At 60.7% G+C, this 13,843-nt stretch carries 14 protein-coding genes; 9 read left to right on the forward strand and 5 right to left on the reverse strand.

The window, feature by feature from the left end:
- Nucleotides 1-104: 104 nt before the first annotated feature.
- The 3 genes from tsaC to F2S13_RS15115 all read right to left on the reverse strand — a co-directional run bounded on the left by tsaC (nt 105) and on the right by F2S13_RS15115 (nt 2,764).
- Nucleotides 105-662: an L-threonylcarbamoyladenylate synthase type 1 TsaC gene (tsaC, locus tag F2S13_RS15105; RefSeq protein WP_166362143.1), complete on the reverse strand. Its 558-nt coding sequence runs from the start codon at nt 660-662 to the stop codon at nt 105-107.
- 39 nt (nt 663-701) lie between these two features.
- On the reverse strand, nt 702-1,814 hold the full coding sequence (gene dprA, locus F2S13_RS15110; RefSeq protein WP_166362144.1) for a DNA-processing protein DprA: 1,113 nt from the start codon (nt 1,812-1,814) through the stop codon (nt 702-704).
- Between the two features lie 89 nt (nt 1,815-1,903).
- The gene (locus F2S13_RS15115; protein ID WP_166362145.1) at nt 1,904-2,764 is read right to left on the reverse strand and encodes a peptidoglycan-binding protein; all 861 of its coding nucleotides are present in this window, start codon (nt 2,762-2,764) and stop codon (nt 1,904-1,906) included.
- 149 nt (nt 2,765-2,913) lie between these two features.
- Between F2S13_RS15115 and def the strand changes: the two genes are divergently transcribed.
- From def to F2S13_RS15140, 5 genes are read left to right on the forward strand one after another with little or no spacing between them, the layout of a single operon-like run.
- Nucleotides 2,914-3,420, forward strand: coding sequence for a peptide deformylase (def, locus tag F2S13_RS15120; protein ID WP_166362146.1), 507 nt, complete (start codon nt 2,914-2,916; stop codon nt 3,418-3,420).
- Nucleotides 3,421-3,477: 57 nt separating this feature from the next.
- Nucleotides 3,478-4,410: a methionyl-tRNA formyltransferase gene (gene fmt, locus F2S13_RS15125; protein ID WP_166362147.1), complete on the forward strand. Its 933-nt coding sequence runs from the start codon at nt 3,478-3,480 to the stop codon at nt 4,408-4,410.
- Nucleotides 4,407-5,720: a 16S rRNA (cytosine(967)-C(5))-methyltransferase RsmB gene (rsmB, locus tag F2S13_RS15130; protein WP_166362148.1), complete on the forward strand. Its 1,314-nt coding sequence runs from the start codon at nt 4,407-4,409 to the stop codon at nt 5,718-5,720. Before fmt ends, rsmB begins: the two co-directional genes overlap by 4 nt.
- Before the next feature lie 12 nt (nt 5,721-5,732).
- Nucleotides 5,733-7,106: a Trk system potassium transporter TrkA gene (trkA, locus tag F2S13_RS15135; RefSeq protein ID WP_166362149.1), complete on the forward strand. Its 1,374-nt coding sequence runs from the start codon at nt 5,733-5,735 to the stop codon at nt 7,104-7,106.
- Nucleotides 7,107-7,124: 18 nt separating this feature from the next.
- Nucleotides 7,125-7,445, forward strand: coding sequence for a tetratricopeptide repeat protein (locus F2S13_RS15140; RefSeq protein WP_166362150.1), 321 nt, complete (start codon nt 7,125-7,127; stop codon nt 7,443-7,445).
- Nucleotides 7,446-7,584: 139 nt separating this feature from the next.
- Here the strand turns inward: F2S13_RS15140 and F2S13_RS15145 are convergent, their stop codons facing one another.
- Together F2S13_RS15145 and F2S13_RS15150 are read right to left on the reverse strand one after the other, a co-directional pair.
- Nucleotides 7,585-8,472: a lysophospholipid acyltransferase gene (locus tag F2S13_RS15145; protein ID WP_166362151.1), complete on the reverse strand. Its 888-nt coding sequence runs from the start codon at nt 8,470-8,472 to the stop codon at nt 7,585-7,587.
- 37 nt (nt 8,473-8,509) lie between these two features.
- Nucleotides 8,510-9,061, reverse strand: coding sequence for a DNA-3-methyladenine glycosylase I (locus F2S13_RS15150; protein WP_166362152.1), 552 nt, complete (start codon nt 9,059-9,061; stop codon nt 8,510-8,512).
- Between the two features lie 80 nt (nt 9,062-9,141).
- On the opposite strand from F2S13_RS15150, the gene glyQ reads away from it, so the two are divergent.
- From glyQ to F2S13_RS15170, 4 genes are all read left to right on the forward strand, one after another.
- Nucleotides 9,142-10,089 (forward strand): glycine--tRNA ligase subunit alpha, encoded by a 948-nt coding sequence (gene glyQ, locus F2S13_RS15155; RefSeq protein WP_166362153.1) that lies wholly within the window; start codon nt 9,142-9,144, stop codon nt 10,087-10,089.
- A complete protein-coding gene (glyS, locus tag F2S13_RS15160; protein ID WP_166362154.1) occupies nt 10,086-12,140 on the forward strand; it encodes a glycine--tRNA ligase subunit beta in 2,055 nt (684 codons plus the stop codon). The genes glyQ and glyS overlap by 4 nt, the downstream gene beginning before the upstream one ends.
- Nucleotides 12,141-12,158: 18 nt before the next feature.
- Nucleotides 12,159-12,692 (forward strand): D-glycero-beta-D-manno-heptose 1,7-bisphosphate 7-phosphatase, encoded by a 534-nt coding sequence (gene gmhB / locus F2S13_RS15165; protein ID WP_166362155.1) that lies wholly within the window; start codon nt 12,159-12,161, stop codon nt 12,690-12,692.
- 114 nt (nt 12,693-12,806) lie between these two features.
- Nucleotides 12,807-13,577 carry a lysophospholipid acyltransferase family protein gene (locus F2S13_RS15170; RefSeq protein ID WP_166362156.1) on the forward strand — a complete coding sequence of 257 codons (771 nt, stop codon included), beginning with the start codon at nt 12,807-12,809 and terminating at the stop codon, nt 13,575-13,577.
- Nucleotides 13,578-13,843: the final 266 nt, after the last annotated feature.

The raw sequence follows: 13,843 nt of genomic DNA on the forward strand, positions 1-13,843 counted from the left end.
CCACGCAGGCGGGCCGCGTTGCGGCCTATCGCGGGCAAGCCCGCTCCCACAGGGTACGTGCAACATCGGCCACTGTGGGAGCTGGCTTGCCAGCGATGAGGCCCTCAAGCCGGCCGCACAACGTCCCCTGTCACCAGATCACGAATCACACTGGGATTGCGCCGCCCACCCAACGCCCCGCCCAGCACCAGATCCACCTGCCCCCGAAAATACTGCTCCACACGCAAACGACTGCGCGCAGCAGGACGCCCCGCCGGGTTGGCCGAAGTCGATACCAGTGGGCCAACCAGAGCACACAGGTCGCGCACCACCGGATGATCGCTGACGCGAAGCGCAACGGTGTCGTGAACCCCGGTGATCCACTCGGGCAACATCCCCTGGTGCGGAACCAACCATGTGTTAGGGCCCGGCCAAGTGGCGGCCATGCGGTCCATCCAGGCATCCGGGAAGTCTTCGAAGAGGAAATCGAACTGGCGAATGTTATCGGCGATCAGAATCAGGCCCTTGCTCACAGAGCGCGACTTGATAGCCAACAGGCGGTCCACCGCCTCTTCGTTCCAGGGATCGCAGCCCAGACCCCAGACCGCCTCGGTTGGGTAGGCAATGACCGCACCCGCTCGAATTTCGCGCGCGGCTTGTTGCACACGCCAACTGCTCACCATTGCTTTTGCCTCTGCGTACAAATTTAACCAGCAGTGTACTTAGCATACTCGCGCAAACCAACGCCCAGCCTCATTGACGACAGCGCCGTCCAGCTCCAGCTCGGTCAGGGTGGCCAGCACTTCGGGAAGCGGTCGGTTACTTGCCGCCGCCAATGCTTCGCTGGTTTGTGGAGCAGCGAACAGCAAATCCAGCAATGGGTGAGGGGTGGGCGCTGTCGACGGCGTGCTGTTCGAGGCAACCGGCAATGCCTGCCAGCCGCGCAGGGTTTCGAGAATCTGATCGATGCTTTCGACCAGCAATGCACCATCGCGGATCAACTGATGGCAACCCTTGGCGCCGGGGTGATGGATTGAGCCTGGAATGGCATACACCTCGCGGCCTTGCTCGGCGGCCAGCCGCGCGGTGATCAGCGAACCACTGGCCAGGCTCGCCTCCACCACCAGCACGCCCAGCGAGAGGCCACTGATGATGCGATTGCGTCGAGGAAAGTTGAAGGGTTGCGGGCCGGCGTCCAATGGAAACTCGGAAATGACTGCGCTGCCCTGCGCAACCATCGCCGCTGCCAGGGAGCGATGACGCTGTGGATAAAATTTTTGCAGGCCGGTGCCCAGCACCCCAATCGTCTCCCCGCCAACATCCAGGGCGGCCTGGTGAGCAGCGCCGTCGACCCCCAGAGCCAGGCCGCTGGTAATGACAAAGCCGGCCTGCGCCAGGCTGCGGGAAAAAGCAGCTGCCGTATCAAGTCCCGGTCGCGATGCACGACGGCTACCGACGATAGCCAGCTGTGGTTTTTCCAGAATGGTCGGGTTGCCCGCGACGAATAGTAAGGGTGGAGCGTCGGACAGTTCTGCAAGCAAAGCAGGGTAGCAGGGTGCGTCCCACATCAATAAATGCTGGTCGCAATGCTCAAGCCAAGCCATTGCAGCTCGTGCGCCATCACGAACGTCAGCACTGCGACGCGCGTTGGCGCAGGCCGCTGGCAGGCCAAGAGCCCGCCAGGCACTGGCCGGCGCACTGAGCGCCGACGAGGCATTGCCAAACGCCTCGATCAGTTGATGAAAACGGCTCGGGCCGAGTTCAGGAATCAGGTGAAGGCGTAAACGCGCCTCCAGTTCAGAGGGGGAAAGCTCAGGTGTTTCAAACAACGGCATAAGATCATCCTTGATCCGAAGCCCTGGACAGCAGCTGAACAAGCTGTGGATAACTCTGTTGATAAAGCTTTGATAACTTGATTGCCGAGCTAAGGATTCCGCACCTTGTCCATCACTGCCAGGGACTGACTGGCATTGAGTACTAAACCATAGCTGAGCTTTTCATAGGTGCGGAACACCATCAGCAGGCCGGAACGCTCATCCGGGATCTTTATCTGCTCACCCGTGATCCGGTCACGCACGATTTCCCCGGACCGATAGACCGCCAGGAGGTTGCCCACGCTGACTCCATCGCGTTTGCCCTTGTTCAAAGTGACCACGTCATATTGAGCGACCTGTGTAACACCTCGTGGCACATCCAGGATCACACCGTTGATCTCTGCGGTCGGAGCGCTGGGCGTGAAAGTAGAATCCAATGCCCGTTCTTCGCTGCGCAGCAGGCGATCACCCGGTCGAACTTCCTCGGCCGAGCGCTTGAGCTCCAATGTCGCGATGCCGCCTTGCTCGGCAATCAGCTCGACACTGCCGATATCATCGGCGTTGATGCCCAGAAATTCATGACTGTCCGGGTCGGTATAGGATTTACCCTGGCGAAATACCCCGTAGCTCGATTCACCGGGCGCGAATCTACCGCGGGCAAAAATTCGATCACCCATGCCGCTGAGCACACGTTCGTTGTCACCAGCGATGATATAGGGTGCTGCCTGAAGCCCGTCGGGCTGGTCGATGATGCGATTGTTCAGCAGGAAACTGTTGATTGTCTTCAACGCAATACCGTCGACAGCTTCGGCCAGCGGCGTGCTGCGAATACGGGGCGACAATTTCAGGGTACCGATGTCGTTGTCCTGAACCGCCGCGTGGATCTGTGGATAACTCTCCCTGACCCCTGCGTCTGCCTGCGCCAGTCCTGCGCCGGTCAGCAAGAGCAGGGCGAGTAGTGATTTCCTCATGCAGTGAATCCCTTTATTATGTGTATTCACGTAAAACGCCCGAAGCCTGTTGGCTCTTTCCCTGGGAGTACGTTTTGCAGGCTCGCCGCCACCTGGGGTGCTCGCGGCAGCTCTTTTTGACTCTACCTCACAGTGCAGCAAATACGCATATGGCCATTTTGAACATCCTCGAATTTCCAGACTCGCGTCTGCGGACCATCGCCAAGCCCGTGGCTGTGGTCGATGACGAAGTTCGCCAGTTGATCGACGACATGTTTGAAACCATGTACGAAGCGCCCGGCATCGGGCTGGCTGCGACCCAGGTCAACGTGCACAAACGTATCGTCGTCATGGACCTCAGTGAAGACCGCAGCGAGCCGCGGGTGTTCATCAACCCGGAATTCGAAGCGCTGACCGACGAAATGGGTCAGTACCAGGAAGGCTGCCTGTCGGTCCCGGGCTTCTATGAAAACGTCGACCGCCCTCAGCAGGTCAAGATCAAGGCGCTGGACCGTGATGGCCAAGCCTTCGAGCTGATCGCCGAAGGCTTGCTGGCCGTTTGCATCCAGCACGAATGTGACCACCTCAATGGCAAGCTGTTCGTCGACTACCTGTCTACGCTCAAGCGTGACCGGATCAAGAAGAAGCTGGAAAAGCAGCATCGCCAGCACGCTTGATCGCCTCATCCCGAAGGCTTGCTCTGGCAAGCCTTTTTCTTTTTAAGCGAGAACTCCATGCGCATCGTCTTCGCGGGCACCCCCGAGTTTGCCGCCGAACACCTCAAAGCCCTGCTCGACAGCCCCTATGAGGTTGTCGCGGTCTACACCCAACCGGACCGCCCTGCCGGTCGTGGCCAAAAGCTGATGCCCAGCCCGGTCAAGCAACTGGCGCAACAACACGGCATCACCGTGCTGCAGCCGCCGACCCTGCGTGCCCCCGAGGCCCAGGCCGAGCTGGCGGCACTGCAACCGGATCTGATGGTGGTCGTTGCCTACGGTCTGATCCTGCCGCAGGTGGTGCTGGATATTCCGCGCCTGGGCTGCATCAACAGCCACGCATCCTTGCTGCCACGCTGGCGCGGCGCTGCGCCGATCCAGCGCGCCGTCGAGGCGGGAGACGCCGAAAGCGGCGTGACCGTGATGCGCATGGAGGCAGGCCTGGATACCGGGCCTATGCTGCTCAAGGTCAGCACGCCGATCAGTGCACAGGACACGGGTGGCAGTCTGCATGACCGCTTGGCAGAGCTCGGCCCGCCTGCCGTGATCGAAGCCATCGCCGGCCTCGCGGCAGGAACCCTGGCCGGCGAAGTGCAGAGCGATGATCTGGCAACCTATGCTCACAAATTGAACAAGGATGAAGCCCGAATCGATTGGACGCGTCCGGCCGTTGAGCTGGAACGTCTGGTACGCGCTTTCAACCCATGGCCGATCTGCCACAGCACCCTCAATGGGGAAGCGCTCAAGGTGCTGAGCGCGACCCTGGCCGAAGGGCAGGGCACGCCTGGCGAAATCCTCGCTGCCAGCAAGGAAGGGCTGATCGTTGCCTGTGGACAACAGGCCCTGTGCCTGACCCGCCTGCAACTGCCAGGTGGCAAACCGCTAGGCTTCAGCGATCTGTTCAACAGCCGTCGTGAGAAGTTTGCCGTCGGCACGGTGCTTGGCCAATGAACCCTCGTCTCGCCGCTGCCCGTGCCTTGGCCGCCGTCCTTTCCGGCAAGGCTTCGCTGAACAGTTCATTGCCCGGGCAACTGGATAAAGTCGATGCTCGCGATCGCGGTCTGACCCAGGATCTGGCCTTTGGTACCGCCCGCTGGCAGCCGCGCCTGTCGGCACTGGCCGAACGCCTGCTGCAAAAGCCCTTCAAAAGTGCGGATGCCGATGTCGAGGCGCTGCTGCTGGTTGGGCTCTATCAACTGCTCTACACCCGTGTACCGGCCCATGCCGCCATCGGTGAAACCGTCGGCTGTGCCGACAAATTGAAGAAACCCTGGGCCAAGGCGCTGCTCAACGCCGTGTTGCGCCGAGCCCAACGCGAAAGCACGGATCTGCTGGCCGAGCTCGAGCGCGATCCGGTAGTGCGCACCGCTCACCCGCGCTGGTTGCAGAAGTCCTTGAAAGCCTTCTGGCCCGAACAATGGGAGGCGATCTGCGCGGCCAACAATGCCCATCCCCCCATGATTCTGCGCGTCAATCGCCGTCACCACAGCCGTGACGCCTATCTGGAGCTGCTGCACAAGACGGGCGTCACAGCACAGCCCTGCTCCTATAGTCGCGACGGTATCCTGCTCGCCGAGGCCTGCGACGTGCGTCAGTTGCCCGGCTTCAACGAAGGCTGGATCAGCGTTCAGGACGAAGCGGCACAGCTGGCTGCCGACCTGTTGGAGCTGGCACCGGGCCAACGGGTGCTCGATGCCTGCTGCGCGCCAGGCGGCAAGACCTGCCACCTGCTGGAGGCCGAGCCTCGGCTGGGCGGCGTCGTCGCCGTCGACCTTGAGGCCAAGCGCCTTGTGCGTGTGCAGGAAAACCTCGATCGACTGGGTCTCGATGCCCAACTGATCGCTGCCGATGCCCGCGATACGGCGGCCTGGTGGGACGGCAAGGGCTTCGCGCGAATCCTTCTGGATGCGCCCTGCTCTGCCACTGGCGTGATCCGACGCCACCCGGACATCAAGCTGACCCGCCAGGCGGATGATATCCAGGCGCTCGCCACCTTGCAGGGCGAACTGCTCGATGCCTTGTGGCCAACGCTGGAAGTCGGCGGCATCCTGCTGTACGCCACCTGTTCGACCCTGCCAACGGAGAACACCGAGGTGATAGAAGCCTTCCTGGCCCGCACCCCTGGCGCCCGCGAGCTCGACATCGCCAGCCAGGCCGGCATCAAGCAGCCCCACGGTCGCCAGTTGCTGGCGCAGGAAGGCGGCCACGATGGCTTTTATTATGCCAAGCTGATCAAGATTGCCGCCGCAAGCGGACACTGAAGGGAGTAGTGGATGAAGATCATCATCCTCGGCGCGGGACAGGTGGGCGGGACGCTGGCAGAACACCTGGCCAGCGAGGCCAATGACATTACTGTGGTCGATACCGATGGCGATCGCCTGCGTGACCTGGGCGACCGGCTGGACATCCGCACTGTGCAGGGCCGCGGTTCCTTCCCCACGGTATTGCGCCAGGCCGGCGCCGACGACGCTGACATGCTGATCGCGGTGACCAACAGCGACGAGACCAATATGGTCGCCTGCCAGGTGGCTCACACGCTGTTCCACACCCCGACCAAGATTGCCCGGGTTCGCGAGTCGGCTTATCTGACTCGCGAAAGCCTGTTCAACAACGATGCCATTCCGGTGGATGTGCTGATCAGCCCGGAACAAGTGGTGACCAACTACATCAAGCGCCTGATCGAGCACCCCGGTGCCCTGCAGGTGATCGACTTTGCCGAAGGCAAGGCGCAGCTGGTGGCGGTCAAGGCCTACTATGGCGGCCCGCTGGTTGGTCAGGAGCTACGGCAGATTCGCCAGCACATGCCCAATGTCGATACCCGCGTGGCGGCGATCTTCCGTCGTGACCGGCCGATACTGCCCAAGGGCGATACGACTATCGAAGCTGATGACGAGGTCTTCTTCATCGCTGCCAAGGCCAACATCCGCGCCGTAATGGGCGAGCTGCGCCGCCTGGATGAAAGCAACAAGCGGATTGTGATCGCCGGGGGCGGGCAGATCGGTGAACGCCTGGCCGAGGCCATCGAAAGCCGCTACCAGGTCAAGATCATCGAAATGAGCCCGGCACGTTGCCGCTATCTGTCCGACACCCTCGACAGCACGGTAGTGCTGCAGGGCAGCGCGTCGGACCGGGACCTGATGCTCGAAGAAAACATCGCCGAAGCGGATATCTTCCTGGCGCTGACCAACGACGATGAAGCCAACATCATGTCGTCGCTGCTGGCCAAGCGCCTGGGCGCACGCAAGGTGATGACCATCATCAACAACCCGGCCTATGTCGACCTGGTCCAGGGCGGTGAAATCGACATCGCCATCAGCCCGCAGCTGGCAACCATCGGCACACTGCTGGCGCACGTTCGTCGTGGCGATATTGTCAGTGTGCACTCGCTGCGCCGTGGCGCAGCCGAGGCCATCGAGGCCATTGCCCATGGCGACTCCAGGTCGAGCAAGGTCATCGGCAGGGCCATCGAAAACATTGCCTTGCCGCCAGGCACCACCATCGGCGCGATCATTCGCGACGAAGAGGTGTTGATCGCCCATGACGACACAGTGATCGCGGCGGGCGACCATGTAATTCTTTTCGTTGTGGATAAAAAATACATTCGCGACGTCGAGAAGCTGTTCCATGTGGGGTTGAGCTTCTTCTAATCACATCAGGAGGCCGACATGATCGAGTCGCTGGAAAAGATGTTGGCCAAGGGTGTGGATAACTCGTTGCTGCGCTTCGGCCTCGGCAAGGCCTGGCTGGACGAAGGCGACAGCGTCAAGGCGATCGAGCACCTGCAACGCTGCGTCGAACTCGATCCGAAGTACTCGGCGGCGTGGAAGTTGCTGGGCAAGGCGCATCTGGCCCATGGCGACCCGGATGCTGCTCGCCAGGCCTGGGAGCGGGGCCTGGAGGCGGCGCGGGGGCATGGGGACAAGCAGGCGGAGAAGGAGATGTTGGTTTTTTTGAAGAAGTTGGAGCGGCATCAGACAGGAAACTGAGTTGCGCCTATCGCTGTAGCCGCTGCCGAAGGCTGCGCTCGCCTGCAACGCAGGCGCACGATCTTGAAATCGCCGGGAGCCCCTGCGGGACTCCAGCGCAGCCTGCGGCAGCGGCTACAGGACTGTCATTCGAATGATGTCAATACCAGCGCGCCTCTCCAGCCGGCCGCTTCTTGAACCGCTTCATGCTCCACATGTACTGGGTCGGATACGCCCGCACATACTTCTCGATCACCTGGCTCATCGCCGCCACCGCCGTCTCGGTATCGGTGCTGTACATCGCCTCGGGTGCAGCTTCCAGAATCACTTTGAAACCGGAGCCATCGGGCAGGCGCAGGGCATGCAGAAACACACCCACGGCCTTGCCGCCAGCCAGCATGTTCGGCACGAACTTGCTGGTCAGCGCCTGCGTGGCGAAGAACGGCACGAAAATCCCGGCCGATTCAGCCGGCTCAGGGTCGGCGGGAATACCGACCTGACCGCCTTTGCGCACTTCCTTGATGATGCTGAGAATGCCTTCCTTGGTAGACGCCGCGACCCGGTTGCCCAATTGCACACGCTGTTCGCGCAGCAAGTCATCGACCGCCTTGAGCTTGGGCGGGCGATAGAAAATGATCGGATTGCACTGGTTGCAATAGAAGTGGTTGAGCACTTCCCAGTTGCCGAGGTGGCTGGTGATACCCACCACACCCTTGCCGGACGCCAGCGCCTGCTGGAGGACTTCCAGGCCCTCAACTTCGCGAACCAGGTCCAGCGAACGCTGGGCGGGCCAGATCCAGGCGCAGGCGCTCTCGGTCAGGGCCTTGCCGATATCCTTCATGGTCTGCCCGACCAGACGTTCGCGGGCAGCGGCGTCCATCTCCGGAAAACACTTGGCCAGGTTGATCCTGACCACTTCACGCGAGCTGTTGGGCAGTTTCCACATCAACCAGCCGATCCCTGCGCCAACACGCTGTACGGCACGCCACGGCAGCAGGGCAAACAAGCGCAATGCCCCGACCATCACAGCGCCTTTGAACTTATCCACAGGCCACTCCTATGTTTGCTAGCCGGCTATTGTACCGTCAGCGCGACAGACTGGCGTAGCGATCGCAATCGGTGGTGTGGTCCATGACCATTCCCGACGCCTGCATGAAGGCATAACAGATCGTCGGCCCGACGAAGGTAAAGCCGGCTTTTTGCAGGGCCTTGCTCATGGCCCTGGCTTCATCGGTAACGGCCGGCACGTCGCTGCGCTGGCTGAAATGATTGACCTTGGGTTGGCCGCCGACGAACGACCAGAGGAACTCTACCGGGTTATCCAGCGCCAGCCAGGCCTTGGCATTGCGCCGCGCGGCATTGAGCTTGAGGCGATTACGGATGATTCCGGGGTCGAGCATGCGCTCTTCGATTTCGGCATCGGTCATTTCAGCCAGGCGCCTGGCATCGAAACCGAACATCACCTGGCGATAACGTTCGCGTTTTTTCAGCACCGTTATCCAGGAAAGCCCGGCCTGACAGCCTTCGAGCAGGAGCAATTCGAACAATTGGGCCGGATCGCGCAGCGGCACGCCCCATTCCTGATCGTGGTAATCCTGATAAAGCGGATCTTCGGTACACCAAAAGCAGCGAGGCATAAGGCTCCAGGGTAGAGGCTGGGCTGAATCGGGTTATACTCCCGCCCTTTATATCGCAGCCCAAGAAACAGGTGAATTTCGTGAGCCAGCCTACGCCAGCCGTGCGTACCTTCCAAGACTTGATCCTCGCCCTGCAGCAATACTGGGCCGAGCAAGGTTGTGTGGTACTTCAGCCCTACGATATGGAAGTAGGCGCCGGTACTTTCCATACCGCCACGTTCCTGCGCGCCATTGGCCCGGAAACCTGGAACGCCGCTTATGTGCAGCCCAGTCGTCGCCCGACTGACGGCCGCTACGGCGAAAACCCGAACCGCCTGCAGCACTACTATCAGTTCCAGGTCGTGCTCAAGCCTAACCCCGACAACTTCCAGGAGCTCTACCTCGGCTCGCTGAAGCACGTCGGCCTCGATCCGCTGGTCCACGACATCCGTTTCGTCGAAGACAACTGGGAATCGCCGACCCTCGGCGCCTGGGGTCTGGGCTGGGAAGTCTGGCTCAACGGCATGGAAGTCACCCAGTTCACCTACTTCCAGCAGGCAGGTGGCATCGAGTGCTATCCGGTGACCGGCGAGATCACCTACGGTCTGGAGCGCCTGGCGATGTACCTGCAAGGTGTCGACTCGGTCTATGACCTGGTCTGGACCGATGGCCCGTTCGGCAAAGTGACCTATGGCGATGTGTTCCACCAGAACGAAGTGGAGCAGTCGACCTACAACTTCGAGCACGCCAACGTCGAGAAACTGTTCGAACTGTTCGATTTCTATGAAAGCGAAGCCAATCGCCTGATCGAACTCGAATTGCCGCTGCCGACCTATGAAATGGTCCTCAAGGCCTCGCACACCTTCAACCTGCTCGATGCCCGCCGGGCCATCTCGGTGACCGAGCGTCAGCGTTATATCCTGCGCGTACGGACCCTGGCCCGTGCGGTTGCGCAAAGTTATCTACAGGCCCGCGCCAAGCTGGGCTTCCCGATGGCGTCCCCTGAACTGCGTGATGAAGTGTTGGCTAAGCTGGAGGCTGCACAATGAGTGCTCAAGATTTTCTGGTTGAACTGGGCACCGAAGAACTGCCACCCAAAGCCCTCAATACCCTGGCCGAAGCCTTTCTGGCCGGTATCGAGAAAGGTCTGCAGGCCGCCGGTCTGAACTACACCGCCAAGCAGGTCTACGCCGCGCCGCGCCGCCTGGCCGTGTTGATCAGCGAGCTGGACATTCAGCAGCCCGACCGCAGCATCAACCTCGACGGCCCGCCGCTGCAGGCCGCTTTCGACGCCGAAGGCAATCCGACCCAGGCTGCCCTGGGCTTTGCCAAGAAGTGCGGCGTCGAGCTCAGCGAGATCGACCAGAGCGGGCCGAAGCTGCGTTTCAGCCAGCGTATCGTCGGCAAGCCGACCGCAAGCCTGCTGCCGACCATCGTCGAAGACTCCCTCAATGACCTGCCAATTCCCAAGCGCATGCGCTGGGGCGCGCACAAGGAAGAATTCGTACGGCCGACCCAATGGCTGGTGATGTTGCTGGGCGAGCAAGTCATCGACTGCACGATCCTGGCTCAGAAAGCCGGTCGCGATTCGCGCGGTCACCGCTTCCACCACCCGGAAAACGTGCGCATCAACGCGCCGGCCAGTTACCTCGAAGACCTGCGTAAGGCTTACGTCCTCGCCGACTTCAACGAGCGCCGCGAGCTGATCAGCAAGCGCACCGCTGAACTGGCCATGCAGCAGGAAGGCACCGCGATCGTGCCGCCGAGCCTGCTCGACGAAGTGACTGCCCTGGTCGAATGGCCAGTGCCGCTGGTGTGCTCGTTCGAAGAGCGTTTCCTGGAAGTACCGCAGGAAGCCTTGATCACCACCATGCAGGACAACCAGAAGTATTTCTGCCTGCTCGATGTGGACGGCAAGCTGTTGCCGCGCTTCATCACCGTGGCCAACGTCGAAAGTCGCGATCCGAAGCAGATCGTCCAGGGTAACGAGAAAGTCGTTCGTCCACGCCTGACCGATGCCGAATTCTTCTTCAAGCAAGACAAGAAGCAGAGCCTGGAAAGCTTCAACCTGCGTCTGCAGAACGTGGTCTTCCAGGCCCAGCTGGGCAGCGTCTTCGACAAGGCCGAGCGGGTTTCCAAACTGGCTGCCCATATCGCCGGCCGCATTGGCGGCGACGCCGAGCGCGCTGCCCGCGCTGGCCTGCTGTCCAAATGCGACCTGGCCACCGAGATGGTCGGCGAGTTCCCGGAAATGCAAGGCGTTGCCGGTTACTACTACGCGCTCAACGACGGCGAGCCAGAAGACGTTGCCCTGGCCCTGAACGAGCAGTACATGCCACGCGGTGCCGGTGCCGAGTTGCCGACCACCCTGACCGGCGCAGCCGTCGCCATTGCCGACAAGCTGGACACCCTGGTCGGGATCTTCGGTATCGGCATGCTACCGACCGGCAGCAAGGACCCCTATGCACTGCGTCGCGCAGCGCTGGGCGTACTGCGGATCCTGATCGAGAAGAAGCTGGATCTGGACCTGAACGATGCCGTGGCATACGCCGTGAAGCAGTTCGGCGCCAAGATCAAGGCCGCTGGCCTGGCCGAGCAAGTGCTGGAGTTCATCTTCGATCGCCTGCGCGCTCGCTACGAAGACGAAGGCATCGACATGGCCACCTACCTATCGGTTCGTGCCCTGCAACCGGGTTCGGCGCTGGACTTCGACCAACGCGTGCAAGCGGTACAAGCTTTCCGCCAATTGCCCGAAGCGGCTGCGCTGGCTGCAGTGAACAAGCGCGTTTCGAACTTGCTGAGCAAGGTCGACGGCGTCGTTCCGACCACTGTGGAGCCAAAGTACTTCGACAACGCCAACGAGTTCTCGCTGTATTCGGCGATCCAGCAAGCCGACCAGGCCGTCCAGCCGATGGCAGCTGCCCGCCAGTACAGCGAGTCTCTGGCGCGCCTGGCGGCATTGCGCGAGCCGGTCGACGCCTTCTTCGAAGCCGTCATGGTCAACGCCGATGACGCCAAGGTACGTGGCAACCGTTACGCCCTGTTGGCGCGTCTGCGCGGCCTGTTCCTCGGCGTTGCCGATATCTCGCTGCTGGGCTGATTGGTGAAGGATGCACGCTTGAAACTGCTGATACTCGACCGGGACGGGGTCATCAACCAGGACTCCGACGCCTATATCAAATCGGTGGAGGAGTGGATCCCGATCCCTGGCTCGATCGAGGCCATTGCGCAGTTGAGCAAGGCCGGCTGGACGGTGGCGGTCGCTACCAACCAGTCCGGCATCGCTCGCGGTTACTACGATGTCGCCACGCTGGACGCCATGCATGCCCGCTTGCGGGAGCTGGTAGCGGAGCAGGGTGGCGAAGTCGGTTTGATCGTTTACTGTCCCCACGGCCCGGACGATGGGTGCTCATGCCGCAAGCCAAAGCCTGGCATGTTGCAGCAGATTGCCGCTCATTACGGCGTCGATCTAGCCCAACGCTGGTTTGTCGGCGATAGTATGGGTGACCTGGATGCCGCACTGGCCGTCGATTTACAGCCTGTTCTGGTGAAAACCGGAAAAGGCCTGAAGACGCTGAGTAAAACATTGCCAGCGGGGACCCTGATTTTTGAGGATCTGGCAGCTGTAGCCAGAGAACTTATCCACAATTAGCGCGCCTCTGAATACCTGACCGAGCTCATCAGGCTGATCCTTTCAGCCTGACCCCTGTCGTTATCAGAAGCGTGCTCAATACAGGCGGGCGAGCCCGCAACGGTAAATGCCGCTATGTCGACCCTGCAGGCGATCAGAACCTTTCTTTTTTACCTGCTAATGGGCACCAGCTCGTTGCTGTGGTGCACCCTGAGCTTTTTTGTCGCGCCGTTTCTGCCTTTTCCCGCCCGGTATCGCTTCATCAACGTGTATTGGTGCAGTTTCGTGCTGTTGCTGGCACGCGTGTTTCTCGATATTCGAGTCAATGTCACCGGCGCGCAAAACGTGCCCGAGCAACCTTGCGTGATTCTGTCGAACCACCAGAGCACCTGGGAGACATTCTTCCTCTCGGCTTACTTCCAGCCGTTGAGCCAGGTACTCAAGCGCGAGCTGCTGTATGTACCCTTCTTCGGTTGGGCCATGGCCATGCTCCGGCCCATCGCGATCGACAGGGACAACCCCAAGGCCGCACTCAAGCATGTCGCAGCCAAAGGTGACCAGTTGCTCAAGGACGGCACTTGGGTGCTGATTTTTCCCGAGGGTACCCGCGTGCCTTACGGCACTATCGGCAAATTCTCGCGGGGGGGTACTGCCTTGGCGGTGAATGCCAATTTGCCCGTGCTCCCGATTGCGCACAACGCGGGCAAATACTGGCCAAAACAAGGCTGGGCCAAGCGGGCCGGCACTATCGAGGTCGTCATCGGTGAGCCGATGTACGCCCAAGGGTCGGGGCCACGCGCGATTGCCGAACTCAATGACCGGGTCGCAGCCTGGAACGAACAGACCCAGAGGGAGATGGGTTCATTGCCGCAAGCGCCTGCAGTCGAGGAACAGATCGTTGTTTGAACCCCTGTGGATAACTTGTGCACAGTATTTGGATTTCTTTCCAAAAAATCACGTAAGTCATTAATTTAAAAGCTTATTTTTTTGTATGACTGAATCGTGAAATTCGTGCATAAGTTTTTCCAATGCTATCGAGAACCGGCCTTAGAGCCGGTTTTTTTATGCCTGTGCAGAGGCTGGAAATTGAACAGCTGCGCCTGAAACACGAAGAGATATTCCGTTTGCCCCACAGCGGCTTCCGTACGTTAGGTTTGGCTCTGGCATGAAGC

This window comes from Pseudomonas akapageensis (genome assembly GCF_011355085.1).
Classification (GTDB): Bacteria; Pseudomonadota; Gammaproteobacteria; order Pseudomonadales; family Pseudomonadaceae; genus Aquipseudomonas; species Aquipseudomonas akapageensis.

Bases quoted from the DNA above. Each gene is read 5' to 3' on its own strand.
- F2S13_RS15115 (WP_166362145.1), bottom strand. From the start codon at position 2,764: ATGAGGAAATCACTACTCGCCCTGCTCTTGCTGACCGGCGCAGGACTG.
- dprA (WP_166362144.1), bottom strand. From the start codon at position 1,814: ATGCCGTTGTTTGAAACACCTGAGCTTTCCCCCTCTGAACTGGAGGCG.
- F2S13_RS15140 (WP_166362150.1), top strand. From the start codon at position 7,125: ATGATCGAGTCGCTGGAAAAGATGTTGGCCAAGGGTGTGGATAACTCG.
- glyS (WP_166362154.1), top strand. From the start codon at position 10,086: ATGAGTGCTCAAGATTTTCTGGTTGAACTGGGCACCGAAGAACTGCCA.
- rsmB (WP_166362148.1), top strand. From the start codon at position 4,407: ATGAACCCTCGTCTCGCCGCTGCCCGTGCCTTGGCCGCCGTCCTTTCC.
- tsaC (WP_166362143.1), bottom strand. From the start codon at position 662: ATGGTGAGCAGTTGGCGTGTGCAACAAGCCGCGCGCGAAATTCGAGCG.
- def (WP_166362146.1), top strand. From the start codon at position 2,914: ATGGCCATTTTGAACATCCTCGAATTTCCAGACTCGCGTCTGCGGACC.
- fmt (WP_166362147.1), top strand. From the start codon at position 3,478: ATGCGCATCGTCTTCGCGGGCACCCCCGAGTTTGCCGCCGAACACCTC.
- F2S13_RS15170 (WP_166362156.1), top strand. From the start codon at position 12,807: ATGTCGACCCTGCAGGCGATCAGAACCTTTCTTTTTTACCTGCTAATG.
- F2S13_RS15150 (WP_166362152.1), bottom strand. From the start codon at position 9,061: ATGCCTCGCTGCTTTTGGTGTACCGAAGATCCGCTTTATCAGGATTAC.
- trkA (WP_166362149.1), top strand. From the start codon at position 5,733: ATGAAGATCATCATCCTCGGCGCGGGACAGGTGGGCGGGACGCTGGCA.